The organism is Acinetobacter sp. YWS30-1 (assembly GCF_033558715.1).
Classification (GTDB): Bacteria; Pseudomonadota; Gammaproteobacteria; order Pseudomonadales; family Moraxellaceae; genus Acinetobacter.
The window spans coordinates 2,572,621-2,598,627 of sequence record NZ_CP114606.1 but is presented as its reverse complement, the minus strand read 5'-3'; the positions used below and the strand labels follow the sequence as shown (position 1 = coordinate 2,598,627).

The 26,007-nt window shown below is 43.5% G+C and carries 25 protein-coding genes, 4 tRNA genes and 1 pseudogene; 21 read left to right on the top strand and 9 right to left on the bottom strand.

Annotated elements, in window-relative coordinates; all coding sequences use genetic code 11:
- The first annotated feature begins 13 nt into the window (after positions 1-13).
- The 7 genes from rpmJ to O4M77_RS12255 all read left to right on the top strand — a co-directional run bounded on the left by rpmJ (position 14) and on the right by O4M77_RS12255 (position 4,745).
- Complete coding sequence (gene rpmJ / locus O4M77_RS12285; RefSeq protein ID WP_000867907.1) at positions 14-130, top strand: 50S ribosomal protein L36; 117 nt, start codon at positions 14-16, stop codon at positions 128-130.
- Positions 131-237: 107 nt separating this feature from the next.
- The gene (gene rpsM, locus O4M77_RS12280) at positions 238-594 is read left to right on the top strand and encodes a 30S ribosomal protein S13 (RefSeq protein WP_004786893.1); all 357 of its coding nucleotides are present in this window, start codon (positions 238-240) and stop codon (positions 592-594) included.
- 19 nt (positions 595-613) lie between these two features.
- A complete protein-coding gene (gene rpsK / locus O4M77_RS12275) occupies positions 614-1,000 on the top strand; it encodes a 30S ribosomal protein S11 (RefSeq protein WP_001040166.1) in 387 nt (128 codons plus the stop codon).
- Between the two features lie 12 nt (positions 1,001-1,012).
- Entirely contained in the window at positions 1,013-1,639 is a 627-nt protein-coding gene (gene rpsD, locus O4M77_RS12270) for a 30S ribosomal protein S4 (RefSeq protein WP_004786890.1), read from the top strand.
- Between the two features lie 16 nt (positions 1,640-1,655).
- On the top strand, positions 1,656-2,663 hold the full coding sequence (locus tag O4M77_RS12265; RefSeq protein WP_004786889.1) for a DNA-directed RNA polymerase subunit alpha: 1,008 nt from the start codon (positions 1,656-1,658) through the stop codon (positions 2,661-2,663).
- Between the two features lie 18 nt (positions 2,664-2,681).
- The gene (gene rplQ / locus O4M77_RS12260) at positions 2,682-3,047 is read left to right on the top strand and encodes a 50S ribosomal protein L17 (protein WP_004786886.1); all 366 of its coding nucleotides are present in this window, start codon (positions 2,682-2,684) and stop codon (positions 3,045-3,047) included.
- Between the two features lie 207 nt (positions 3,048-3,254).
- Entirely contained in the window at positions 3,255-4,745 is a 1,491-nt protein-coding gene (locus O4M77_RS12255; RefSeq protein ID WP_159122625.1) for a flavin-containing monooxygenase, read from the top strand.
- A gap of 53 nt (positions 4,746-4,798) precedes the next feature.
- Here O4M77_RS12255 and O4M77_RS12250 read toward each other — a convergent pair whose 3' ends face one another.
- A complete protein-coding gene (locus O4M77_RS12250) occupies positions 4,799-5,971 on the bottom strand; it encodes an acyl-CoA dehydrogenase family protein (protein ID WP_159122624.1) in 1,173 nt (390 codons plus the stop codon).
- 182 nt (positions 5,972-6,153) lie between these two features.
- Here O4M77_RS12250 and O4M77_RS12245 point away from each other — a divergent pair, with 182 nt between their 5' ends.
- From O4M77_RS12245 to O4M77_RS12225, 5 genes are all read left to right on the top strand, one after another.
- Positions 6,154-6,411: a succinate dehydrogenase assembly factor 2 gene (locus tag O4M77_RS12245; RefSeq protein WP_034590267.1), complete on the top strand. Its 258-nt coding sequence runs from the start codon at positions 6,154-6,156 to the stop codon at positions 6,409-6,411.
- Positions 6,404-6,790 carry a hypothetical protein gene (locus O4M77_RS12240; protein WP_159122623.1) on the top strand — a complete coding sequence of 129 codons (387 nt, stop codon included), beginning with the start codon at positions 6,404-6,406 and terminating at the stop codon, positions 6,788-6,790. The genes O4M77_RS12245 and O4M77_RS12240 overlap by 8 nt, the downstream gene beginning before the upstream one ends.
- 545 nt (positions 6,791-7,335) lie before the next feature.
- Positions 7,336-8,376, top strand: a complete 1,041-nt coding sequence (locus tag O4M77_RS12235) for a hypothetical protein (protein ID WP_004786877.1) — start codon at positions 7,336-7,338, stop codon at positions 8,374-8,376.
- Between the two features lie 72 nt (positions 8,377-8,448).
- Positions 8,449-9,021, top strand: coding sequence for a rhombosortase (gene rrtA / locus O4M77_RS12230; RefSeq protein WP_104425691.1), 573 nt, complete (start codon positions 8,449-8,451; stop codon positions 9,019-9,021).
- 177 nt (positions 9,022-9,198) lie between these two features.
- A complete protein-coding gene (locus O4M77_RS12225; RefSeq protein ID WP_159122622.1) occupies positions 9,199-11,481 on the top strand; it encodes a TRAP transporter large permease subunit in 2,283 nt (760 codons plus the stop codon).
- 48 nt (positions 11,482-11,529) lie between these two features.
- Here the strand turns inward: O4M77_RS12225 and O4M77_RS12220 are convergent, their stop codons facing one another.
- From O4M77_RS12220 to rnr, 6 genes are all read right to left on the bottom strand, one after another.
- On the bottom strand, positions 11,530-12,405 hold the full coding sequence (locus O4M77_RS12220; protein ID WP_104425693.1) for a DMT family transporter: 876 nt from the start codon (positions 12,403-12,405) through the stop codon (positions 11,530-11,532).
- A 60-nt stretch (positions 12,406-12,465) separates the two neighbouring features.
- Positions 12,466-12,885 carry a hypothetical protein gene (locus tag O4M77_RS12215; protein ID WP_159122621.1) on the bottom strand — a complete coding sequence of 140 codons (420 nt, stop codon included), beginning with the start codon at positions 12,883-12,885 and terminating at the stop codon, positions 12,466-12,468.
- Between the two features lie 14 nt (positions 12,886-12,899).
- Positions 12,900-13,112, bottom strand: coding sequence for a YheV family putative zinc ribbon protein (locus O4M77_RS12210; RefSeq protein WP_171064841.1), 213 nt, complete (start codon positions 13,110-13,112; stop codon positions 12,900-12,902).
- 40 nt (positions 13,113-13,152) lie between these two features.
- Positions 13,153-15,192 carry a M3 family metallopeptidase gene (locus O4M77_RS12205; RefSeq protein WP_159122620.1) on the bottom strand — a complete coding sequence of 680 codons (2,040 nt, stop codon included), beginning with the start codon at positions 15,190-15,192 and terminating at the stop codon, positions 13,153-13,155.
- An 83-nt stretch (positions 15,193-15,275) separates the two neighbouring features.
- Positions 15,276-15,857, bottom strand: coding sequence for a hypothetical protein (locus O4M77_RS12200; protein ID WP_159122619.1), 582 nt, complete (start codon positions 15,855-15,857; stop codon positions 15,276-15,278).
- Between the two features lie 78 nt (positions 15,858-15,935).
- Positions 15,936-18,383 (bottom strand): ribonuclease R, encoded by a 2,448-nt coding sequence (gene rnr, locus O4M77_RS12195; RefSeq protein WP_159122618.1) that lies wholly within the window; start codon positions 18,381-18,383, stop codon positions 15,936-15,938.
- Between the two features lie 261 nt (positions 18,384-18,644).
- On the opposite strand from rnr, the gene O4M77_RS12190 reads away from it, so the two are divergent.
- The 5 genes and pseudogenes from O4M77_RS12190 to O4M77_RS12170 all read left to right on the top strand — a co-directional run bounded on the left by O4M77_RS12190 (position 18,645) and on the right by O4M77_RS12170 (position 19,981).
- Positions 18,645-18,734: transfer RNA gene (locus O4M77_RS12190), tRNA-Ser, on the top strand.
- Between the two features lie 13 nt (positions 18,735-18,747).
- Positions 18,748-18,824 (top strand) — tRNA-Arg (locus O4M77_RS12185).
- A 49-nt stretch (positions 18,825-18,873) separates the two neighbouring features.
- Positions 18,874-18,950: transfer RNA gene (locus O4M77_RS12180), tRNA-Arg, on the top strand.
- A 117-nt stretch (positions 18,951-19,067) separates the two neighbouring features.
- Positions 19,068-19,672, top strand: a pseudogene (locus O4M77_RS12175) (dihydrofolate reductase family protein).
- A gap of 232 nt (positions 19,673-19,904) precedes the next feature.
- Positions 19,905-19,981: transfer RNA gene (locus tag O4M77_RS12170), tRNA-Arg, on the top strand.
- A 100-nt stretch (positions 19,982-20,081) separates the two neighbouring features.
- Here O4M77_RS12170 and O4M77_RS12165 read toward each other — a convergent pair.
- Positions 20,082-21,383: an SRPBCC family protein gene (locus O4M77_RS12165; protein ID WP_159122617.1), complete on the bottom strand. Its 1,302-nt coding sequence runs from the start codon at positions 21,381-21,383 to the stop codon at positions 20,082-20,084.
- A gap of 160 nt (positions 21,384-21,543) precedes the next feature.
- Between O4M77_RS12165 and O4M77_RS12160 the strand changes: the two genes are divergently transcribed.
- From O4M77_RS12160 to O4M77_RS12150, 3 genes are all read left to right on the top strand, one after another.
- A complete protein-coding gene (locus O4M77_RS12160; protein ID WP_104425699.1) occupies positions 21,544-22,041 on the top strand; it encodes a YcxB family protein in 498 nt (165 codons plus the stop codon).
- A 26-nt stretch (positions 22,042-22,067) separates the two neighbouring features.
- Entirely contained in the window at positions 22,068-22,709 is a 642-nt protein-coding gene (locus tag O4M77_RS12155; protein ID WP_159122616.1) for a fumarylacetoacetate hydrolase family protein, read from the top strand.
- Between the two features lie 262 nt (positions 22,710-22,971).
- A complete protein-coding gene (locus tag O4M77_RS12150; RefSeq protein WP_159122615.1) occupies positions 22,972-23,910 on the top strand; it encodes a DMT family transporter in 939 nt (312 codons plus the stop codon).
- A 127-nt stretch (positions 23,911-24,037) separates the two neighbouring features.
- On the opposite strand, the gene O4M77_RS12145 is transcribed toward O4M77_RS12150, so the two are convergent.
- A complete protein-coding gene (locus O4M77_RS12145) occupies positions 24,038-25,285 on the bottom strand; it encodes a YihY family inner membrane protein (protein WP_159122614.1) in 1,248 nt (415 codons plus the stop codon).
- A gap of 113 nt (positions 25,286-25,398) precedes the next feature.
- On the opposite strand from O4M77_RS12145, the gene wrbA reads away from it, so the two are divergent.
- Positions 25,399-25,995, top strand: a complete 597-nt coding sequence (wrbA, locus tag O4M77_RS12140; RefSeq protein WP_159122613.1) for an NAD(P)H:quinone oxidoreductase — start codon at positions 25,399-25,401, stop codon at positions 25,993-25,995.
- Positions 25,996-26,007 lie beyond the last annotated feature (12 nt).

Here is a 26,007-nt window from a genome sequence, read left to right as displayed (position 1 = left end):
TAGAGGTTTCATCATGAAAGTACAAGCTTCTGTAAAGAAAATTTGTGGTAGCTGTAAAGTTATCCGTCGTAATGGGGTTATCCGCGTAATTTGTAGCGCAGAACCTCGTCATAAGCAGCGTCAAGGTTAATCTGATCAAGACCTGTTGATTTCAGTAGGCGAATTGGGTTATTATCCGCCCCTCAAGATTTTTGTGGGGCGGTTGATTATCTCTACTGCCTTTTTGGAGAAAATTGAATGGCTCGTATTGCCGGTGTAAACATTCCGGATAACAAGCATGCTGTTATCTCTCTAACGTACATCTTTGGTATTGGTCGCCACACTGCTAAGTCAATCTTAGCTGCTGCGGGTATCCCAACTACTACTAAGATCCGTGAATTAGATGACGCTCAGCTTGATGCGATTCGTGCAGAAATTGCCAAGGTTCCGACCGAAGGTGATTTACGTCGCGAAATTTCCATGAACATTAAACGTTTAATGGATTTAGGCTGCTACCGCGGTCTTCGTCATCGTCGCAGCTTGCCTGTCCGTGGTCAACGCACCAAAACTAACGCACGTACCCGTAAAGGTCCGCGCAAACCAATTAAGAAATAAGATTTCTGGAAGCTAAAAGATGGCTAAAGATACTCGCACACGCAAGAAGGTCACTCGTACCGTCTCTGAAGGTGTTGCACACATTCACGCTTCTTTTAATAACACCATTGTGACTATTACCGATCGTCAAGGTAATGCACTGGCTTGGGCCACTTCAGGTGGACAAGGCTTCCGTGGATCACGTAAATCAACTCCGTTTGCTGCTCAGGTAGCTGCTGAAGTTGCTGGTAAAGCTGCTTTAGATTACGGTTTGAAAAACTTGGACGTCCTTGTGAAAGGTCCTGGTCCAGGTCGTGAGTCTGCGGTTCGTGCATTAGGTGCAGTGGGTTATAAAATTAACAGCATTACCGATGTGACTCCAATCCCTCACAACGGTTGCCGTCCACCTAAAAAACGTCGCGTGTAAGGAGAAACATTCATGGCTCGTTATATTGGTCCAAAATGCAAACTCTCTCGCCGCGAAGGGACAGACCTGCAATTAAAATCTGGCGTTAAACCATTTGACGTCAAAACTAAAAAACACGCTAAAGCTCCTGGTCAACATGGTGGAGCTCGTGGCGGTAAACAATCTGAGTACTCACTACAATTACGTGAAAAACAAAAAGTACGTCGTATGTACGGTGTTTTAGAGCGTCAATTTAGTAACTACTACAAAGAAGCTGCTCGTGTTAAAGGCGCAACTGGTGAAAACCTGTTGAAATTGCTCGAAAGCCGTCTTGATAACGTTGTTTATCGCATGGGTTTTGGTTCTACACGTGCAGAAGCTCGTCAGTTAGTATCTCACCGTTCAATCACTTTAAATGGCCGCCGCGTTAACATCGCGTCTATCCAAGTTAAAGCTGGTGACGTGATTGCAGTTCACGAAGGCGCTAAACAACAATTACGTATCAAAAACGCAATTGAATTAGCTGCTCAACGTGGCATTCCTTCTTGGATGGAAGTAGATCATTCTAAACTAGAAGGTACGTTCAAAGCTGCACCGGATCGTTCTGATTTACCTGCTGAAATCAACGAAAGCTTGATTGTAGAATTGTATTCTAAATAATCCTTGAGGTAGCAATATGACGCGTACTGCAAATGAGTTTCTAACTCCGCAAGCGATCAAGGTCGAAGCGGCAAGCGGGACCTCGGCAAAAGTTATTCTAGAACCCTTAGAGCGTGGCTTTGGTCATACTCTGGGCAATGCTTTACGTCGCATCCTTCTTTCTTCTTTACCTGGCGCTGCTGTGGTAGAAGTTGAGATTGAAGGTGTTGAGCACGAGTACAGTACTTTGGAAGGCTTGCAGCAGGACATCGTCGAGCTCTTGCTGAACCTAAAAGGATTGTCTATTAAGCTGTTCGATCAAAATGAAGCTTATTTAACATTAGAGAAACAAGGTCCAGGCGACGTAACTGCGGCTGACCTTCGTTTACCTCATAATGTTGAAGTGGTTAACCCTGAACACTTGATCGGCACGTTAAGTGCATCAGGCAATCTTAAGATGCGCCTGAAAGTGGCTCAAGGCCGTGGCTATGAGACTTCTGACTCACGTTTCCCAGAAGGCGAGACTCGCCCAGTGGGTCGTTTACAGTTAGATGCATCTTACAGCCCGATCAAACGTGTGTCTTACACAGTGGAAAACGCTCGTGTAGAACAACGTACTGACCTTGATAAACTGGTCATTGATCTTGAAACCAACGGTACAGTTGATCCTGAAGAAGCAATCCGCAAAGCGGCAACAATCTTGCAACAACAAATTGCAATCTTTGTTGATCTTCAGAAAGATCAAGCTCCTGTGGCTCAAGAACCTCGTGAAGAAGTTGATCCAATTTTGCTTCGTCCAGTAGATGATCTAGAGCTAACTGTTCGTTCTGCTAACTGTTTGAAAGCAGAAAACATTTACTACATTGGTGATCTTGTACAGCGTACTGAGGTTGAGTTACTTAAAACTCCTAACCTTGGTAAAAAATCGCTTACTGAGATCAAAGATGTTCTGGCTTCCAAAGGCTTACAACTCGGCATGCGTTTAGAGAACTGGCCACCAGCTAGTCTCCGTATGGACGATCGTTTCGCCTATCGTAGCCGTTAATTAAGTAGGACTATCACCATGCGTCATCGTAATAGTGGTGTGAAATTAGGCCGTACAAGCAGTCATCGTAAAGCGATGTTCCAAAACATGGCTAACTCTTTGTTCGAGCACGAGTTGATCAAAACAACTGTGCCTAAAGCAAAAGAATTACGTCGTGTTGCTGAGCCTTTAATCACTTTAGCTAAAGTCGATACAGTAGCAAACCGTCGTTTGGCGTTTGCTCGTACTCGTTCAGCTGCAACTGTTGGTAAATTATTTACCGTTCTTGGCCCTCGTTACAAAGAGCGTAACGGCGGTTATCTACGTGTTCTTAAAGCGGGCTTCCGTGCAGGTGATGCTGCACCGATGGCTTACGTTGAGCTAGTAGATCGCGAAGTCAACTAATTTCGTGTAGAGCAGCAAACGTTGTTCGAAAAGGTCGGTTGAATAAACCGGCCTTTTTTATTGTCTTGCATTTACCCATTATCAGGCAGTTTAGAAATTTGTCCTGAAAAGATAAGAAAATAATCACTTTTATTCAAACTTGACATTGTGTATTGTCAATTTTGTGATTTAATAAAATATATGACAATGCTCAGGTAAAAGAAGAATATGGAAAAGCAAGTTGATATTTTAATTGTAGGCGCGGGGATCTCGGGAATTGGTCTGGCGGCCCATCTTTCTAAACATAGTCCTCAACGCTCATTCGAAATTATTGAACGTCGCGAAAGCTTTGGCGGTACGTGGGACCTGTTTAAATATCCTGGTATCCGTTCAGATTCGGACATGTCGACTTTTGGCTTCAACTTTAAGCCTTGGAAAAAAGAAAGTGTATTGGCTTCTGGCTCGGCAATTAAAAATTATCTTGCAGAAGTGGTTCAGGAATTTAACTTGAGCTCAAAAATTCATTTTCAACATCGCGTCGTTAGTGCCAATTATGATTCAGCGACACGTAAATGGTCAGTCGTAGCTGAAAACGCTCAGGGCAAAAAGCAGACCTGGATCGCTAACTTTGTTCTTGGCTGTACGGGTTACTACAATTATGATCAAGGCTTCCAGCCGGAATTCCCGCATCAGGAAGCATTCAAAGGTACATTTATTCACCCGCAGCATTGGCCTGAAAATCTGGACTATAGCGGAAAAAAAGTAGTGATTATTGGCAGTGGTGCGACAGCAATAACATTAGTTCCAGCCATGGTGAAAGGCGGTGCAGGGCATGTGACCATGTTACAACGCTCTCCCACCTATATCGCCTCAGTTCCTTCGATCGACATGATTTACTCAAAAATGCGTAAATTATTGCCAGAAGATGTGGCTTATAAGCTGACCCGTGCGCGTAATATTGGCATGCAGCGTGGTATCTATGCACTCGCACAAAAACAGCCAAAACTACTGAAAACCTTATTATTGAAATCTGTACAGTTTCAGTTGAAAGGGAAAGTGGATATGAAACACTTTACCCCGAATTATGAACCTTGGGATCAGCGCCTATGTGTAGTGCCAGATGGGGATTTATTCAAAATCCTGCGTGAAGGTCATGCATCTGTAGAAACAGATCATATCGAGAAATTTACTGAAACTGGGATTCAGCTGAAATCAGGTAAATATCTGGATGCGGATATTATTGTGTCTGCTACTGGTTTAAATATTCAGATTCTGGGTGGTATTCAGGCCACGATGGATGGCAAGCCTTTGGATACGTCGAAGCATATGCTGTATCAAGGGGTCATGCTCAGTGATGTGCCAAATATGGCGCTGATTATTGGTTATATCAATGCTTCCTGGACCTTGAAAGTGGATATTGCCGCAGAATATATCTGCCGTCTGCTCAATTATATGGATCAGCATGGTTATGATGAAGTGATTCCAGAAGGGGATGCTACGGAATTACTTGAAGATACGGTGATGGGTAGTTTAACTTCAGGCTATATTGCCCGTGCCGCAGATGTGATGCCGAAACAGGGTAAGCATGCACCTTGGAAAGTATCCAATAATTATCTGGCAGACCGTAAAGAGCTTAAAACGGCATCTTTTGAAGATGGAGTATTGAAATTCAAATCGAAATCCAGTGCTGTGCCAGCCAAGCCAAGATTGGTGTCTTAAGTATAGACATAGATAAAAGGAGTACCTGATGTACTCCTTTTTCATATTTCAAATTAGAGTGATCTGGAAATCAGTTCCTTCATGATTTCATTGGTTCCTGCATAAATGCGGTTCGCGCGATTATCCAGGTACGCTCGTGCAATCGGATATTCCAGCATATAGCCATAACCGCCATGCAGTTGTAGGCATTCATCCACCACTTTGCTATACAGTTCAGAAATTTTGTATTTAGCAGCTGCGGCGGCATCAACTCCCAATTTTTGAATAAGCTGTAGTTGCATACAACGGTCCAGATAAGCTCGGCAGATTTCAATTTCGGTACGCAGTTCTGCCAGTTTAAAATGGGTATTTTGAAAAGCGCTGATCGGTTTGCCAAAGGCTTGACGTTCTTTGGTGTATTTTACCGTATGTGCGAATGCCGCTTCTGCCCCTGCCTGACATATGATGGCCACAATTAACCGCTCCCAAGCCAGTTCTTTCATCAGCATCATAAAACCCATGCCTTCCTGACCTAGCAGGTTTTCTTTAGGCACACGGACATTGTCAAAGAACAGTTCACAGGTATCCTGACCTTTCATGCCGATTTTATTTAAGGGTTTACCTTTACTAAATCCTGCACGATCTGCTTCGACCATAATCAAAGAAAGATTGGCAGAGCCTTTCTCACTATGACCCGTCTTACATACCACAATTGCCATATCACAAAGATAGCCATTGGTAATGAATATCTTGGAACCATTAATCACATACTCATCACCCTCTAATACAGCACTAGTGCGTACTGCCTGCAGGTCGGAGCCAGTTCCAGGTTCGGTCATCGCAATTGCCGTGACCACTTCACCTGTAGCCATTTTCGGGAGCCATTGCTGCTTTTGTGTTTCATTGCCAAAGTTCAGAATATAATTGGCCACGATATCTGAGTGCAGTGAAAATCCTGTCGCAGAGTCGCCTGCATAGGCCTGTTCCTCGATCAGGATCATACTGTATAAACGATCCACCCCTGAACCGCCATAAGCTTCAGGCATCGTGGCACAGAGAAGGCCAAGTTCACCGGCTTTATTCCAGAGCTCACGATCGATATGCTGTTGCTGTTCATATTTTTCTGTATGAGGAATCACTTCCTTTTCATAGAATTTACGGACCATCTCCCGAAAGGCTTCATGTTCATCATTGAAAAGCTGACGTGGCAGCATGCTGGCCAATGGACGGATCGCGCTCGAATGCATCTTATAATTCCCTTATTGTGATGTTTTATTTAACTTAAGATAGAGCAGATGAGGGAACAATGAGCTGAATGTTCAAATCTGGGGAATCTACTGATGCTTTTGGTCATTTGTATGAAATACCTCGAAATTCAGCAATGGCTTAAGGTAAACTACTCAGGTTTGTAACGAGTTGGGAAAATTCGATGACTGATGACATCACCTTAGAAGAGCGCAAAGTGATTTATCGCGCGCGTCGTGGCTTGAAAGAGATCGATGTATATTTTGATCCCTACGTGAAAAACTATTATCTCACTGCTGATCCCTTCGAAAAACAGATGTTTGCTGAGCTGGTTGCACAGGAAGATCCAGACCTGCTGGACTGGTTTATGGAAGTGTCTGAACCCCCACGCCCTGAATTAAAAGATTTTATCAAGAAGCTTAAATTTTACGTTCATGGATAATCGTTGTTTCAAGCTGAAACGCAGCAAGTGTGCGCTGGTGTTTCAGCTTTTTATTTTCGCTGTATTAATGTTCCTGCTGTATCAGTTATTGCCTGTGATAATTTGGCTGGTTTGTGGCGTCATCGGAGTAGTCATCTACCAGTTGTTTTATCGTAAGACACCGCACATTGAGCAGTTTGAATATCTGGATGGACGTGAATGGTCACTGACAGCAGCTGCGCAAGGCACACGGCGAGTGTTGATCAGTCACGTGATTGATCACCAAGCTTATATCGTGGTGTATTTCCAGCATGCAAAAGCACGTCCGTTGCTCATCTGGTGTGACCAGTTGCCTTTTAAACAATGGAAGTCTTTGAAAGTTTTGACAAAAATACTTTAATTGTCCGACAAATGACATTCCGAAATTTTAAATAAATTGATTAAAAATAAAGATTTATCCGCTAACCCTGCTTGAATTGTCAGACAAAAAATCATATTTCCCTGTAAAAACAATGAATTGTCTGACAATTTTTCAGCTGCTTTTTTTATAAGCAGGTACATTTAAGTCACCAACAGCGAACACAGGAGATCATGATGGAATTTCCAATGTGGATGTTTTTGATCGTTGCGATTGTGATGGCCCTAGTCATAGGACTGCTGGGAACGGTGCTGAAGGACAGATTTTCACCTAAATAACAGAATTAAGCTCGAGAACCTATTTTCTTCTCGGCTTGCCAAGTTGATAAGTAGCATGTGCTGAACCGTCGCAATGCTACTTTTTTTTGCCCAAAATTTGGGATTTGATCTACTACAGTCAATTGCAGCTGGGCAATTTAATGGCAAAGTGTCTGGTCTAAATTAGAGTAAATACTCTTTTATTCGTTATATGCTTCTGATATGTTTAGCAGAATAATGGACATAATCACAATTATAGAGGACAGGAAAATGTCGAGCGTCCGAAAAATATGCCAAGGTATGGCGACCATTGCAATAACAACAACAGTTCTAACAGGATGTTCTCAGGTCATTAAAACCGGTGCCAATGTGGCGCTGGGCTTCACTGAAAAGCATATTGTTCCACCAATCCTGGCGATGGATGATGCCGAGATGGTGTGTAATTCCGGGAATTCTTTAACACCAGCCATCATGTCGACCAAGGAAATGGGGGCTGATCCGACTCGTGTTGCGGTACTGATGTACTCCGCAGCGGGGATTTGTGCCGAGCAGAAAGCGCTGGATGCAGAGCTACGGTATCTGCGTGCTTCTAAAGTCAATCAGGTGACTGAAGCTCAGGATGCGCGGATTGAGCAGAAACGGTGGGCTGCACTGGCTGCACAACGTCAGTACACGGGTTATCAGCTATTCCAGACCCGTTATGAGAAAAAATATAAAAAAGCGCTGGGTGAAGGCTGTCCACGCATGAACAGTGATATTGAACAGACAGTTTATCTGCTGGGCATGCTGAGTGGCTTGCAAGCCATGACCAATGACATTAACTCGGGTGGGGCTGTACAAGTACCTAAAGATATTGCGGCTGTGGTTGAGCGTGGCATGACCTGTCTGGATAATACCAAATTCTGGGGCGCGCCAAATGCAACCCGTGCTGTGATCTGGACTTTATTGCCAGGGGCAGGTGATGGAAAACCTGATCCTTACCAAACTCTGAAACAGTCAGTACAAATCGGTGAGCAAAAAGGTGTACGTTTATCACATGCCTTATATGCTGTAGCGGCACAGGCCAGTGGGGATGATGCCAAAATTCGTGATGCGTTAAGAACCTTTGATCAGGCACGTAGTGATGAAAAGCCAGTCAATCCTCAGTTCAAGCTGATCGACAGTATGGCTGCCATTATGGTGAATGGTATTTCTGACCGTTACTGGACTGAAAATACCGGTATTCGTAGTGCAGATGATGGCATGCAGACTTTCTGGGATGAAACAGATAATTCTTCAGAACTGGATGATCTGTTTAGCGCTGACCTATAATTTAATGAAAAATTAAGTGAATGATGCTCATAGAGGTCATTTTCAATATGCTGAAAGGAGTTCAAGGAGCCGATGCAAGATCAACATCTTCGACGAAAAATTATTTTTCTGGCGGCTTTTGTCTCTCTTTCAGCGAGTTTGCAAATCTTTAACGATGCTTTCATCTACTGGCAGGAAAGCCTGCTCGGGGAGTTTTGGCGGCTCTGGACCGCGCACTGGGTGCATGTCGGCTGGGCCCATTATTTTCTGAATATTCTTGCTTTTATCTGTCTACCTTTCATTTTCCCCCGTGCATCTGTGTGGCATTTCGTCTCGATTCTTTTGATTCTGCCGCCGTTGATCAGCCTGAGTTTTTATTTTTTCCTGCCAAATATTGAAGCATATGCAGGACTATCCGGGGTATTACATGGGGCTTATGTCGCAGTCGCCTGTGTGCATCTGCTTTATCAACGCGAACGTGGATTTGCCGTGCTGGTATTATTTTTAATCTTTGCCAAACTGATTTGGGAAAATACCATTGGAAATCAGGAAACTGCACAACTTATCGGCAGTCCGGTACTGGTCGAAGCGCATTTATTAGGGGTGATCTGGGGAGTGGTAGTCGCATTGCTCTATATCTTGGGCAATTATGTCCAGGATAGCTGAAACTGTTGGCAGAAAAGACAAAAAGAAAAGATAAATTGTCATTTTTATTCTGCTGATTTTCATGCAGAGTCAAAACAGAAAATAATGATACTGACCCTTGTAAAGGAATTTTCGGGGCAGACAGGAAGACCAGCGCTTAAAAGAATGTAAGGCGCGAAAACAAGAATAGGAAAATACATGCACAACGATAATCAAAACAGATCAGGATTAGGTCTGTTACGTTATATCTGGACAGAGTGGATCTCGACCTTTGTCGTGCTCATCTTGCTCTTACTGACCTTAGTGATTGGAACCGGGGAAATGATTCATGGTCAGTTACTGCGTATGGGCGAGCGTCTGTATGGTGATCCGGCGACAGGCATGCAATATTCGTTTTTGCGTGCTGAACCGAAAGCACCACAATGTGATCGTAATATTAATGTCGATCAAAAAGTTCAGGAGCAGATGAAAGCAGATGCCGCCGATGAATATGCCGATTTCTTCGGTGTACGTTCTGAAGCGGATGTGCGTGCTGCAGTGATGCAGGCACAACAGGTTTGTGAAGAGTCTTACCAGTTCTATGACAAGGCGATAACGCATATTGAAGCGCATCCAAGTATTCGCGCCTATCGCAGTTTTGAAACTTCATTCTTTGGCATTTTCAAGTTCGGGACTGAAAACCGTGCCTTACTGTTGATTATCATGGTGGTATTTGCTGCAATCAGCGCGACATTGAAAACCCATCATATTGGTCTACGTAGTCCAGCCACCCGTATCGATTTCAAAGTCTATTCTGTGGCGATGCTGATCGCGAACAGTTTCCTGGTCTATTCTTCCTACAGCCAATATATGTCGGTGCTGAATTCCGGGGTGCCGATGGGAGACATGAAGTATGTCTACTGGCTATGGATGATTCTCTTTGGGACATTGACCCTGATCAGTCTGTACCAAGTCATTAAGCCACCTCAGGCGACCCGAGAAGGGGGTAGTTTCGGACTGGCTTTCTTAAGCGTGCCACTTTATGCCTATATGGCTATCAGTACCGGGTTTAACTTTGTCTTCTTGATGGATTACCCGATGGGTCAGGGCATCTATCTGGGGCAACTGGTTGAGTTTTCGAGCATCTTCCTGAATCTGGCCTTATTTATCTGGGCCGGTATGTTGCTGAAACAAACCCGTGTCGTAGACATGTTCCTGAATATCCTGCGTCCATGGAATCTGGCACCAGAAACCTTGACCTGGTTAATCCTGCTGGCAGCTGCACTACCAACCGCTTATACCGGTGCATCTGGGATTTTCGTGATTGCTGCAGGTGCGATCATTTATAAGGAAGTGTGGAATGCCGGTGGTCGCCGTCAGTTTGCCTTGGCAGCAACCGCCATGTCGGGTTCACTCGGTGTGGTATTACGTCCATGTCTATTAATTGTTGTGGTGGCTTCACTGAACAAGGAAGTGACGACAGATATGCTGTATCACTACGGTGTCTACGTCTTCTTGCTCAGTTCAACATTGTTCCTGATCATTTCGCTATTCTTTGCTGAAAGCAAGTTCCGTATTGCTGCACCTGGTCTGGCTGCACCACAGTCTGCACGTGCCTTTGTAAATGTGATTCCTTATATCGTGATTTTCATCCTGATCTGGCTGTTCTACAAATATGCCTTGTCTACAGATCTGAATGAATTTACTGCGCCTGTCATGATGCCAGTCATTCTATTGATGATCGTGCTATTTGATAAGTTGCGTCACGAGCCTGCACCATTACCGCCAGTGGGACATTGGGATGAAACCTTAACCACCACCTTAGGTTCAGCAAATACGCCTGCAATGGCGACCGCGGGTACAGCCATTAATGCTGAATATCGTGAAGCAGACCATATTGAGCAGCAGGGCAGTGAGCTGGCTGTAGACCATGGTGTAAAACGTTCGGCTGTTGGTGAAAGCCTGCGTCAAGTTGGCTTCTGGAAATCATTACACATTTCGACCAGTGAAACGGTTGGACACATTGGTGCGCTGGTGATCCTGATGGCACTGTCTGTCAGTGTGGGCGGCCTGCTGGAACGTATGGAAATTATGGAAGCGTTCCCGACAGATATTAGCAGTACCATTCTGGTGATTTCCATGATTGTTGGCCTGATGGTGTTCGTTGGCATGATCATGGACCCATTCGGTGCGGTGATCCTGATTTCAGCAACCGTTGCACCAGTCGCCTATCAGTATGGAATTCATCCTGTGCATTTCTGGATGATTACCTTGATTGGTTTTGAGCTGGGTTATGTGACACCGCCAGTTGCCCTGAACCATCTGTTAGCAAGGCAATCCATTGGTGATGCTGAGGTGGCCGAGGCGGATGCAGAAGTTCGACATAAGTCCTTTTATTACCGTTATGAGCGCTGGATTTTACCGATGATCGTGTTACTGCCAGCGATGCTGACCATTGCCTATGTACCTTATGTATTTAAACTCTTCGGCTGGTATCAGTAATTTAAGCAAATAAAAAAAGCACCTTCGGGTGCTTTTTTTATTGTGGCCTTAACGCAGCCTAAGCTTATTTTGTAAAACAGGACTGCAAAGTAAAATCCCACAAAAAATCAGCCCTAATCCGAGCAGGCTATAGAGATCCGGAACTTCCTGCCAGAATAAATAGCCCCATAAGCCAGCGAAGAAAATCGCAATATAGTTCACTGGTCCAATCTGACCAGCAGGTGCCAGTTTATAAGCATTGGATAGAAATAACTGGCTGGTATTTGCCAATAAACCGGCTGCAATTAAATAACCGAGTTCAGTCAGGGTATAAGGACGCCAATGCCAGAACATTGGAATCATGGAAATCAGGGTGCCGATCAGACAGAAATAAAACACAATCCGTTCTGGTGGTTCGGTCTGAGTCAGTGCACGAACCGTGACAAAAGCCATAGCAGCCAGGAAGCTGGCACTCAAGCCAATCACGGACATCAGGTTAAATAAACCGGAATCAGGCTTAGCCACGCACAACACGCCAATAAAACCGATCGCAGCAGCCAGTAACATGCTTTGAGTGACTTTTTCTTTTAGAAACAGCCAGGCAATCAGCGGAATAAAAATTGGTGAGGAATAGGTAAAGACCATGGCATTGGAGAGCTTTAAATGTGCAATGGCATAGAAAAATCCATACATCGCAGTCAGACCTGCGACAGAACGCCAGGTGTGCATCCAGAGTTTTTCAGTTTTAAAAAAGTTAATGCCTTTATTGAAGATTAAAGGAAGAAAAATAAACAGGCCGACAAAATTCCGGAAAAATACCACAGTGGCATTATCAACGGTGTGTGAGGCGAAGCGGATACAGACGCCCATGACTGAAAACAAAAAAGCGGAACAGGTCAGAAAGACAATTGCCTTAACCAGATGCGAGGGAGAGGCTACACTCATGAGGGAACTTAGCTAGAAAATCTGTGGATATTCTAGCTGAAAATCCCTAACTCATTCTGACTATTGTGCCAGTTGTGCTTCGAGTAACTTGATTTGTTCCTCTTTGAGTTTAATCAGCTCATCCGCATCACTATGCTGTTGCTTCAGGCTTTTTTCCTGCTCATTGAGCTGTTGCTGAATATCTTCCAGTTTGGCAATTTCTTCTTTCGCCAAAGTGGCATTTTCAGTGACTTCTTCTCTTATAATAGAGGCATCGACCAAGACATTTTCAGAAGTAGGCACAATTTCTTCCGGTTCAGGTTCTGCTTTAGGTGCGGCTTGTGTCACCGGTGCGTGCATCAAGTCACCCTGATGTGCTGGTAATGTTTCATTTTGCTTGAGAAAAAACTGTGTAATTATTAAAACAGCAATAATCACAACAATTAATCCACTCACTATTCCCCATAAAAGTTTAGGATTTTGTCGATGATCTAGAGTCATTTAGGTTCCCGAAATTATTCTTTTGGCTGACGGGGTTTAAACTGAATCACACCAATTTCATCCGGAACGGCTGGTGACTCAGGTTCCTCGATATGGGTAGGACGGTTTTCTTCATACCCACATTCGATACATTCAATCCATTCAGCTTCACCAGAGGTCAGCATAACGATCCGATCCAACGCCTGACATTTAGGACATTTTGCGCCTGCAATGAAACGACGTTTGATAGCCATCATACTCACCCTGTGATTTACTTAAAAACGTAGTTTAAGCGTTTTTAGAGCGGTTCGTCCAACCTTGATGACGTAACAAAGCATCTATTTTTGGCTCGCGTCCGCGGAAATTGATAAATGCGTCAAGTGCTGTATCTTTTCCGCCAACTGCTAGAATTTTTTGTCTAAACTGCTTTCCAGTTTCAGTATTAAAAATTCCTTCTTCTTCGAAGCGATCGAAGGCATCACTGGCCAAAACTTCTGCCCATTTATAAGAATAATAGCCCGCTGCATATCCACCCGCGAAGATATGACTGAAGCTGTGCTGGAACCGGTTATATGCTGTAGTAGGTAAAACAGCGTATTTTTCACGAATCTCGTTCAAGGTTGCCTGAATCTGTTCAGCATTCAATGCCGGATTGGCACGGTGAATGGTTAAGTCAAATAAAGCAAATTCCAGCTGACGCAAAGTTTGCATACCGGACTGGAAGAAACGGGCATCCAGTAAGGCTTTTAACAAGTCAGCAGGTAAGACTTCTTTGGTTTCGATATGTTCGCTGAGCAGGTTTAAACTGTCCTGATCCCAAGCCCAGAATTCCATAAACTGGCTTGGTAGTTCGACAGCATCCCAATCCACGCCATGTGTACCAGCCACGGCAATATTGTCCACTTCTGTCAGCATATGATGCAGACCATGACCAAACTCATGGAACAGAGTAATCACTTCATCATGAGTCAGTAGTGCAGGACGGTTACCGACTGGTGGAGTAAAGTTTGCCACCATATAGCAGATCGGTTTTTGCAGTCCTTCAGCGATTTGCATGCGTGAACGGAATCCACTCATCCAGGCACCGCCACGTTTGCCCTGACGTGCATAGAGGTCGAAATAGAAACCGCCAATCACTTCGCCTTGGTCTTCCAGTTCAAAATAACGCGCATCTGGATGCCAAACTGGCGCTTCACGTTCAACCACCTGAATGTCATATAAACGTTTCAGGATACTGAACAGGCCTTGCAGAATTTTTGGAGCCGGGAAATAGGGTTTTAGCGATTCCTGAGACAGATTAAACTGCTGCATTTTCAGCTTTTCAGAATAGTAACTGCTGTCCCAAGGCTTTAATTCTGTGATGCCATCTTCAGCAGCAATGGCTTTCAGTTCAGCCACTTCCTGTTTAGCAGGCGCACGGGCATGTTCCGCCAGATCACGCAGGAATTCATCAACAGCTTCGACATTTGGCGCCATTTTGCTGGCCAGTGAATATTCGGCATAGTTATTAAAGCCTAATAGTGCTGCCATTTCCTGACGTAATTTCAGGATTTCTTCCATGATGGCTGTATTGTCAAATTCAGTCTGTTCGGACTGATCTGACGCGCGTGTGGTATAGGCTTTATAGAGTTCTTCACGCAGGCCACGATCTTCGGCATGAGTCATAATTGCCAGATAAGACGGGAAATCTAAAGTAGCAACCGGCTGATCCAGTTCACGTTGCTGGCCATATTGTTTTAACAGTTCAATATTACTTTCAGACAGCCCCGCTAATTCTTCTTCCTTAAGCGGTCTGAAATAAGCTTGAGTTGCATCCAGTACATGATTGGAGAAATCTGAGGAAAGTTGTGACAAACGTGCAGAAATTTCCGCATAGCGTTTTTTTGCTTCACCCTCTAGAGCTACGCCTGACAATTTAAAGTCACGTAGCGCCAGTTTAATTGCACTTTGCTGGGCTTCCGGTAGTTCATTGAAGACCGGTGCATCCTGTATATGTTGATAGGTTTGATATAGCGCTGTGTGCTGGCCTAGCTGCGTATAGTAATCACTTAGACCCGGTAATAATGCCTGATAAACATCACGGGTTTCACTATTATTCATGACTGCGTTGAGATGCGACAAAACACCCCAGGACTCGCTCATATTATTTTCTAGCGTGTCGACCTGTTTCAGAACAGCAAGTTGTTCCTGGACAGTATCAGGTGTCTGGTTCAGTTCATTTAGAAATTGCAAACCTTGCTGAATGCAGTTTTCAATTTTTTGTTTAAGATCTGCCAGCGTAATCTGATCGAATTGTGGAACGGGTAAAGTTGCTTTTTCTAATGTCATGTCGTTTCTGCCGAAGTCATTTCCTGTGTTAAATCTAGATGTAGGGCTTATTGGCAGGGAAATCAAGCATACGACGGTATTATTTATTCGACTTCAGACTGGATCCTGATCTCTTCAATCTCATGCACAATGCTGCCTAAATTACTTGTTGTAAGCTTAAGCTGTAGTTCAACGGGTTTATTTTGATAAAGCAGAAGCTCAGAAGCAGATAACTCCATAACCGGTAAATGTCTATATTCTGTGTCAAAGGCATGAGAGATATGATTTCGAACACCTTTGAATTTCCCAGCCTGAGTAGTAATCGAAATACTGTTAGTTTCGCCTGTCAGCTTCGTATAAAGATAGGGTGGATAGGTGGTCAGATTAATCCAAAGTGCTGAGATCATGACCGAAGGAAAGATAAAAAGACTATAAAATTTGGGGCACTTTCTGAAATTACGCCAATGATAAGGTGGAAACCATAAACCATGCTGTTTGAGTCTTATAAAATACAGCAATATTCCAATACATATGACACAGCTTATAATCAATGCAAAATAATTCGTAAGTGGCGTTGCTAAAAAATTAAAATACTTGAGTGCAATAAAGTCACTGAAGATCAAAATTGTAAAAATTAGAATCGCATAGATATGCAAATGTTGTTTATTATTTGATGCAATAAGCATGATATTTTTTTAATCTTTATTTAACCGAATTATAAAATAAAAAGAGCGCCGTAGCGCTCTTTTTATGATCATCAGAAATTATTCAGTCTTGGCTTTTGCATTCGACTTTTTCTTTTTGATCTTGGCTTTTTTCTTTACTTTATCTTTAGCCTTTGCTTCAGACTTTCCTGCAGATTTTTTAGCAGGCTTTTTGCTGTAGGAACTGGGCTTGGATTTGTCTTTTTTGCGTCGTATGGGCTGTTCTCCATCATCACTGGGCTGGGCTTTTTGCGCACGCTCATGATTATTGAAGACTTCCTCTTTTGCTTCCGGACGTGGTGCAGGTTTTTTTTCTGCGACACGTGGAGCACGGGCGCGAATTGGACGACCCGCATGAGTCAGTTGCTGGATCAGTTCAAAATCAATTTTGCGTTCTTCCAGATTGACTCCAGCGACCTTGATCTTGACTTCATCGCCCAGACTGAAGATTTGACCACGGTTCTGGCCGACCAGACTCTGGCTGCTTTGATCAAAGACAAAGAAGTCATCGCCCAACTGGCTCACATGTACCATACCATCGACATAGAGGTCTTTCAGCGTGACAAACAAACCAAATTCAGCCGTTGCACTGATAATGCCAACAAACTCTTCACCAAGATGTTGCTGCATATAGTGACATTTCAGCCAGGTCGTTACAGAGCGGGAGGCTTCATCAGCACGGCGTTCTGTCGCTGAGAAATGCTCACCGGCATCATCTAAAGATGCACCTGAAATTGGATATGGCTTTTTACTCAAATGAGCTTTGATAGCACGATGTAATAACAGATCCGGATAACGGCGAATTGGAGAGGTGAAGTGTGTATACGCTTCATAGGCCAGACCAAAGTGGCCAGCATTGTCGGCACCGTAATAGGCTTGCATCATGGAACGTAATAACACGGCATGAATACTTGGCGCATCAATCCGGTCTTTGGTCGCTTCAATCACCGCTTGATAGTCAGCTTGGGTTGGCTGTTCCGGGAATGGCAGACCCAGCAGTTTCACGAAATCACGAACTTTCTGGATACGTGAGAACTCAGGGGGTTGATGCACCCGGTACAGCATCGGTATTTCATTTTTCAATGCATATTCAGCTGCTGCAACGTTGGCTAGCAACATACATTCTTCAATCAGCTTATGCGCATCATTACGGGTTCGTGGCAGAATCTCATTAATACCACCCAGCTCATCGAAAGTCATATAGGTTTCAATGGTTTCGAATTCCATTGCATTACGTTCAGCACGTAAGCCTTTTAGAATCTGATACAACTGGAACAGGGTATTTAGTGATTTACGTACACTACGATCTTCAGTGATTGCTGTACTGTCACCTTCAAAATACTTCGCGACCTGATCATAGGTCAGACGTGCCTTGGAATGCATGACTGAAGGATAGAATTCATACCCGGTCACTCGGCCAGCACGTGACAGTTTCAGGTCACAGACCATGCACAGGCGATCGACATTCGGATTTAATGAACACAGGCCATTAGAGAGTGCTTCAGGCAACATTGGTAAAACGAAGTGCGGGAAATATACGGATGTCCCACGTTCTTGCGCTTCATCATCTAGTGGTTTGCCCGGACGTACATAATGACTCACGTCAGCAATCGCTACGACCACGCGATAACCACCGCCCGGACGTTTTTCTGCATAAACCGCATCATCAAAGTCACGTGCATCTTCGCCGTCAATGGTGACAAGCGCTAAATCACGTAGATCGACACGGCCTTCACGGTCTTTGGTAGAGGGCTCTTTAAAACTTTCCGCTTCTTTTAAGACTTCTTCAGGGAATTCATATGGCAGGCCATATTCCAGAATCGTCTGTGGAATGATGATTTCGGTATCGGCTTTATCTGCCATCGACTGCACAATATGGCCAGTCGCAAATTCTTCTTTGGTTGGGTAGGTATCAATTGCCACACGGATTGAATCGCCGACTTTGACCTTGGCATGCTCGATCAGCTCTTTTTCTAGAGTAATTGGCTGATGTGCATTTGGATTAGCTGGCTGAACAAAGTATTCGCCTTCATATTCAGACACTTTCCCGATGATCTGTTTGACACGATGCTGCAAAACCTCGGTAATAAAGCCCCAGGCCTTACCTTTGCGATCTACTGAGGTCTGACGGACTTTAACACGGTCACCGTTAAAGACCTGACGCAATTCACGCTCAGGTAAGAGCAGGTCATCTTCACCTGAAATATTGGCTGTACCGCTTCCCTTGGAGTTGATATATACCGTTGCTTCATGCTCAGGCTGTTCCGCCGCGATCTGGAACTTGTAACCGTCTTTCATTAATTGCCCGTCACGTACCATCGCAATCAGACGATGGCTCAGGGCATCAATACTTTTTTGATCGGCAATTTCAAAATATTCCACCAGGTCGGCATGGGACAGGGCAGTTTTTTCTTCTATAGTTTCGAGAATCAGGGTACGGCTTGGAATAGGGTTGTCATAACGTTCGGCTTCAGCTTTTGCTTCAGGATCGACCCAATTTTTCATCATATCTTTAAAGTGTCCTTGGAGATAGGTTTAGCATAAGTCATGTCAGTGCAGACTGCACGTAAATGATTGCAATAATCTGTTTAAGTTTTCGATTTTTGGCTAATTTTAGATAACTGGAAATTTATCGGGTTTTTTCAGGACTTAAATGACTAAAAATAGGGAAATTGTTTAAAAAGTATTTAAACAAGCAAAAATATGCAGTTTTTTTTCAAGCTGTGCTTGCAGTGCTATGCCGAAATTTGTATTATGGCGGCACGTTACGGTGAGATGGGTGAGTGGCTGAAACCACGTCCCTGCTAAGGACGCATACGGGTAACTGTATCGAGGGTTCGAATCCCTCTCTCACCGCCACTTTACTTATGTCGCGCTCATAGCTCAGCTGGATAGAGCACTTGGCTACGAACTAAGGGGTCGGGAGTTCGAATCTCTCTGAGCGCACCAATAAGTAAACCGGAAAATAACGCAGTCTAATAAAGACGACACAAGTTACGCGCTCATAGCTCAGCTGGATAGAGCACTTGGCTACGAACTAAGGGGTCGGGAGTTCGAATCTCTCTGAGCGCACCAACTTGAACAATGAACCGCACATGTTGCGGTTTTTTTGTGCCTAAAATTTACAGAATCCGCCTGAATCACATGCTAAAAATAAATCCTAGATGACTCAATAAAAATAAGGGCATTGTGATGAGAAAAATTATTGTCCAGGAATTTCTGACTCTAGACGGTGTAATGCAGGCACCCGGCGGTCCGGAAGAAGATACATCTGGTGGCTTTCAATATGGTGGCTGGGTGGCGCCGTATTTTAGTGCTGAACCCGATGCAGCATTTGATCGCATCATGCAAAAATGGATGCAGTCTACCGATATTCTGATTGGTAAGAATACCTTTCAGATTTTTGAGCCTTACTGGCCGAAGCATGCTGAAGACTGGCCAGGAATTAATGAAGTAAATAAATATGTGCTATCCACCAGTTTGGATCACTCGGACTGGCAAAATACGATCTTTCTAAAAGTATTGATGAGATCATTAACCTGAAGGCTTCAGGGGAGGGAAATATTCGGGTGTATGGCAGTGCTGCAGTGGTACAGGCGCTTTTTAAACATGATCTTGTGGATGAACTCTATTTAATGACCTTTCCTATAATATTGAGCAAAGGAAAACGTCTATTTGCTGAAGACTCTATGCCAGCAGCATTTGCAGTGACAGATCATCAAGTGACTTCAAATGGCGTGGTATTGAGCTGTTATCAGCGGGTAGGCGAGGCTAAAACTGGCCTGGTTGGGGAATAGCTCTATTAGGCTGTGAGCAAATGAATATGAGGTAACTGAAAGATTAATTTAGCTAATCCTGAAATTTTGCCAAGTCTGGGTTATTGATTTTAACTCTAAATTCGCAGGAATTTTCATCAAAAAAACTGAAATATTGTAGTATCGTTTAATTACTGTACGTTCGGTTATAATTTTATTAAAAAACACTTAACAAGTGCTGAAAACTCTATATAATGCACCCCATCAAGACGTCGCGCTCATAGCTCAGCTGGATAGAGCACTTGGCTACGAACTAAGGGGTCGGGAGTTCGAATCTCTCTGAGCGCACCAATCTTGATAAAGAATTCTGAAAAAACCGCACATTGATGCGGTTTTTTTACGTCTTTAGTTTTTAATTTTTCATATAAAAAACCAATAATTAGACATGAACTTAAGATTTTAATTTCTGCTGTACTTTTAAGGCATAGACGGTATTACCACCAACTGCCGGCAACATGTCATGATAGGGAAGGCTGCGCATGGCTTTCAGTAAAAAAGGCGCCTGATCATGAATTTTCATGGAACTGGTGATTTGGAATAGCGTTCCCTGAGATTGCGGCAAAAGCTTCATTCCACCCCGTACAAATTTTAAATCTCCGCCATTAGCATAGAATTGGTTTTGTAAGGTATTTGGCTGTTCAAAACGCATTTTAAAATTAAAGGGAATCTGAATGACGCCTAAGCCGACTGATACCTTGTAGTTGGCATCAATACTTTGCGGGTTGACTGGGTTCAGTTCCACTTTTTTGATTTGTCGCGGAAAGAGTTTTTGGCTGGCCTGAGCCGATAACCAAGGCTGCAGCTTCTCAGTTGGATGTGAGAAATATTGATAGGTAGTACTGAATCTTAGATTTTCTGAACCTTTACCGGCCTTGATCTGATAATTGGGCAAAATAAAGCTGACAGGTTGTCCTGATTTTTGACTAAGCTGGGCAATTTTCTGAGTTTGCTGATTGCTGAGCTGAACTTGGGGTATTGCCGTATTTAAAATTGTAGCAGCAGGATATTTAAAACGCTGTTGTAAAGCTTCAAGCAGAAAGGCATTGGTGCCAGCAGGAATGCCGAGTTTGGCTTCCGGCAGGGCATTTAGAATCTTGCTAAATAGAAAACCTTGCGGCTGGTTTAGATCACCCCATTGCGTCACCGTTACTAAGGTTTTATTGGGGCTCAGTGCAAACCATTCCAGCTTTCCGGCCCCATAGGGAATTGGCGCATCCAGAATTAGTGTGCTGATACTGTTATTTTCCAGATGATGCTGCATCACCACAGTTTCTTTAAAGTTTAAGACTGGGATTGGGGTAGGAATATGCACCTGATATTTGACTTGTTGAATGCTCCCTTGCTGCTCAATCACTTTGGCGGATTTTAGGGTCGGAAACAGGCCAACATAATTCGGATAATGTTGCAGTAATTTTTCGACTTGTGCTTCGGATGCAGGCAAGACTACAGCCGCACTATAAAACTGGGATTTGCTGCTAGAAGCCGTTTTAAAAGTCGGTAGATGGGTTTTGCCGGCGGGATGCGCATAAATCAGGATACGCTCGCCAGTGAGTTCAGCCAGTTGCTGAGAATTACCTTGAAATACATCAAGACTGCTTGGCAGATTAGGTGTCCATGGCGTTATTTTTGCGAAAGCCGGTGAGATTGCACATAAGGTACTACTCATCAGCAAATAGGGGATCAATCCTTTCATCCAATATCCTATTGTGTGTTTTTTGTTTTAATGATGATTTATTTAAAACTAAATCCAGTTATTTCCAAAGCAAAGTTATGTAATTGATAGCATAAGCCATGAGTTTTAAGCATATTTTGATATAGTATGGGGCAGGATTTTATATTTTTGATGTGATGCTATGACTGAGTCAGCACCGACTTTATCCACCCGTTATTATCTCACTCTAGAAGAATCTCAGGATGGATTTGCCCTGGCCACTTTTGGCAAAAAACAGATTTCACGCTTTCTGACGCCTTTGGTTAGCATCGGAATTATTATCTGGGGCTTTTCGATGGGCCTGAATGGGGTTGGTCGTTATTATGTGGCTTTGGGTGCCTTCTTTCTGATTCTACAGGGCATCATGCGTTACTGGTTCCTGCCGATGATGTTTAAGCGCCAGTTTGTAAAATACCAGTTTGGGAAAAGTGAACAGGGCATTGACCTGTTTCAGGACTATGCAGAAATTTACAATAACGGGCGTAGCAAGGTCGTGCATTATAATGAAGTACAGAGTTTTGCCATCGGCAAACTGACCTATATGCTGGAACTGAAAAACCGTACTGTAGTAATTGTGCCAAAACGTGCTTTTAAAGATGGTACTGAGCAAAGCATTTTCGAAAATACTTTCAAAAAATAAGACAGATCAAGAACAGGAAAGAGATCATGAGTACACGCCCATCAAAAATTGTTTGTGTCGGTCGCAGTTATGCTGACCATGCCAAAGAGCTTGGAAATGCGGTACCTGATCGTCCTGTGTTGTTTATCAAGCCACCGAGTGCTTTGACATCACTGGATGCTGGTATTGAATGGAATCCGGACTGGGGCAACTGTCATTATGAGTGTGAACTAAGTTTGCGTATTGACCGTACCTTAAGCAAGGAAAATGATCCTGCCAAAGTTTTGCAGGCAATTGGTGCTGTGACTTTAGGTCTGGATCTGACCTTACGTGATCTGCAGGATGATCTGAAAAAAAAAGGTCAACCTTGGGAACGGGCCAAAGCTTTTGATGGTTCTTGTATACTCGCAGACTGGGTGCCAGTAGGTGATGTGATTGCTGACTGGAAAGATGTGCACTATACGCTGGAGATCAATGATGAGCTGCGTCAAAAAGGCGATACAGCTTTATTGATTTTTGATATTGCAACTTTATTGGCAGACATTAGTCAAGTATTTACACTGGAAGAAGGTGATGTAGTGATGACCGGTACACCAGCAGGAGTGGCAGCCTTACAATCGGGTGATCAATTGAAAATGACCCTAAAAGGCCAAAATCAGGATTATGTCTGGACGACATTTGTAAAGTAAGACCGGATTTTTGAGATCAAGGAGCCGAAGGGCTCCTTTATTTTGTTTAGAAAAGTGTAATGAGCAAGGGATGATTTATCAGACTGATCAGGCACGGTTGCCATTCAGTTTCTAGATATAAATTGGATAGCGTCTAAATCGTTTTTTATGCATCACTCTTTTTGCCTGAATCACCTCATCGTGTGTCTATTTTGATGTTATATCTTCTACTTCTGAAAATTTTATTGTGTAGCGACTCCAATCAAGAACAGGACTATATTTTTTGAATCATCGTCAGGCACTGGATGTCAAAGCATCTGCCATTATGTTTGTACTATGTATGTTGTGGGGTTTACAGCAGGTCGTATTGAAATGGGCGGCCAGTGATATTTCTGCCCTGATGCAAATTGCATTACGTTCAGCCTTATCTGCACTTATGGTTTATCCTTTAATTCAGCAGAGTGTACGCCGCCAGCTTTGGAGTGCACGATACTTATCTGCAGGTTTACTGGTGGGTGTGCTGTTTGCCGCTGAATTTTATCTGGTGGGTGAGGCGCTGCGTTATACCTCAGCTTCGCATACCATTGTCTTGCTCTATACTGCACCAATTTTTGTGGCTTTGGGCTTGCACTGGAAACTGCCGGCGGAACATTTGTCTCATGTGCAATGGGGAGGAATTTTTCTTGCCTTTAGTGGTATTGTGGTGAGTTTCCTGCTGCGCCCGCAGACAGGATCTGCTTTACAATCTCATGCCTTATGGGGAGATTTTCTGGCGCTACTGGCGGGCGTGTTCTGGGCAGCCACGACCGTGAGTGTACGTTTGAGCTCGCTGGCTGAAGCGCCTGCAACCCAGACCTTATTCTATCAATTGCTGATCGCTGGCATAGTGTTATTGCCTTTGTCCTTTTTGACTGGACAAGCCAGTATTCAATGGACAACTTTGTCGATTTCCAGCCTGATTTTTCATACTGTGGTGATTTCCTTTGCCAGTTATCTGATCTGGTTCTGGATGTTGAAACATTATCTGGCTTCACGCTTAGGAGTATTTTCCTTTTTAACCCCAGTATTTGGCATGCTGTTTGGCGTGTTAATTCTAAATGAGCATGTCGAGATCAATTTTATTGTCGGGACCTTTATGGTGATGCTGGGTGTAATTCTGGTGAGTTTACAGGGATGGTTAAAGAAGCCTGAGCCTCAGATCAAGACTCAAACCTCTATATAAAAATCCGGTCAATGAAAATAACGACACTTAGTTTTTGGATTATAGCTTTAATGACAGCAAGGATGATTATCTGCTGACAATTGATCCAATTCATTTAAAAAAATCCTCTCAAAAGAGAGGATTGAATTTATTTACTGCGGAACAGTTCTGATAATGGAAAACTGAGCTTTTCTTCCAGAAACTGATCAGTTTCATTCAGTTTAGGTGAGAACTTTTGCATCCAGAGATCATCAGTATGCACATCAGTCAGATGCTGTTTGCGCGGCAATGGATAAGGAAGCTGTAGATAAAAATTCCAGAAGCTGACCTGATCCAGATCGCGTACCAGCACATATTCATTGTCATCTGTACGTTTAATCAGATTCTGTTTTTCAAACATGCTGACATAGCTAGGCCAGCGTCCAATTTCATCCCGTCCCAAAACTTCTAGTGCCTGGGCTTCACTGACACTTTCACCAGTTTTCTGCTTTTTATAAAACAGTTCTAATAGATCCAGCAACATGACGATTGGATGGCGCTTATTGTCCTGTCCAGATTCGAATGCAGTCAGGGCATAGCTGATTTCCACGCCCAACAATACAATAATCCAGGACAGATAAATCCAGAGCAGGAAAATAGGAACAGCTGCGAAAGCTCCGTAAACAATTTCATAACTGGTAAAGTTTGACATCAAAAAGCCAAACAGGTTTTTTAATAGCTCAAATACGATGGCACTAAACAGACCGGCAATAAAAGCAGATTTGAGCGGTACACTACGATTGGGAATAGTCCAGTTCAGAATAAAAAAGCCAAGTACGGTCAGAGAAAAAGAAATTACCCAGAGAATAAAGGCACCATCTAGTTCATAACCGGCAAAGTTATTACTGAGAATATTCATGGATGCCAAAGTAGAAGAAATCACAAAGGCGCTGCCCAGCAGAATTGGACCGAGTGAAATAATGGTCCAGTAACGCATAAAACCGATAATGCCGCCGCGGGTTTCAGTCACACGCCAGATCCGGTTAAAGACCGTTTCGATGCTACTGAGCATCAGTACTGTGGTGATGAATAAGAAAAGAATACCGATAATAGTTAAATTGCTGGACTTCTCCGTGAAGGCATTGAGCGCTTTATCGAAAGCGATCGTCGTTTTAGGTAAAAAGTTACTATAGATCAGCTGTTGGAGCTGTTGTCGTGCCGGTTCCAATGCTCTGATTGAAGAGATAATAACCAAAAAAACGGTCAGCATCGGGACTACAGCAAACAGGGTAGTATAGGTCAGTGAACCTGCCTGCTCACGACAACGGTCAGCCTCAAAACGCCGTAGTACAAATAAAATAAATTGAAACCAGTGTTTTTCATAAAAAGGTAACTTCTTTAAATATTCAACGATCATGCGCTTTCAATCTCAATTTTTTTATTCATCATGAATTTTCATTCTTCAGCTTACCCAAAAAAGTTGCGAAATACCGTATAGTTTTATTTTTTTAAGTAATGAATAAGAACTTTATGCAACCTTATGTCCTTGTTTTATATTACAGCAAATATGGCTCAACCAAAGAAATGGCGCATCTGATTGCGAATGGTGTTGAAGCAGCAGGAATGGCTGTAAAAATTCGTACTGTTCCAAATATTGCGACCGTAGTGAAAGAAGCAGAGCCGAGTATTCCGGCAGAAGGTGATATCTACTGTACTTTAGATGATCTTGCCCAGTGTGCTGCTTTGGCATTAGGTTCACCCACCCGCTTTGGGAATATGGCTTCAGAAATGAAATACTTCTGGGATCAGACCACCAGTTTATGGCTGAATGGTGCTTTGCATGGTAAGCCAGCCTGTGTTTTTACCGCGTCAGGCTCAATGCATGGCGGACAGGAAAGTACTTTACTGACGATGCTACCGCCATTGTTTCATCATGGCATGATGATCATGGGATTAAGCAATGCGACACCAGCGCTGTCCAATACTAAAAGTGGTGGTACGCCTTATGGCGCAAGTCATGTGAGTGGCCCACGACATGATCAAGGTTTAAGCCAGGATGAGAAAATTTTGTGTGAAGTACAGGGTAAACGTCTGGCCGAGGTTGCTTTAAAACTCAATCAAGCTTAATAAGTTAATTAA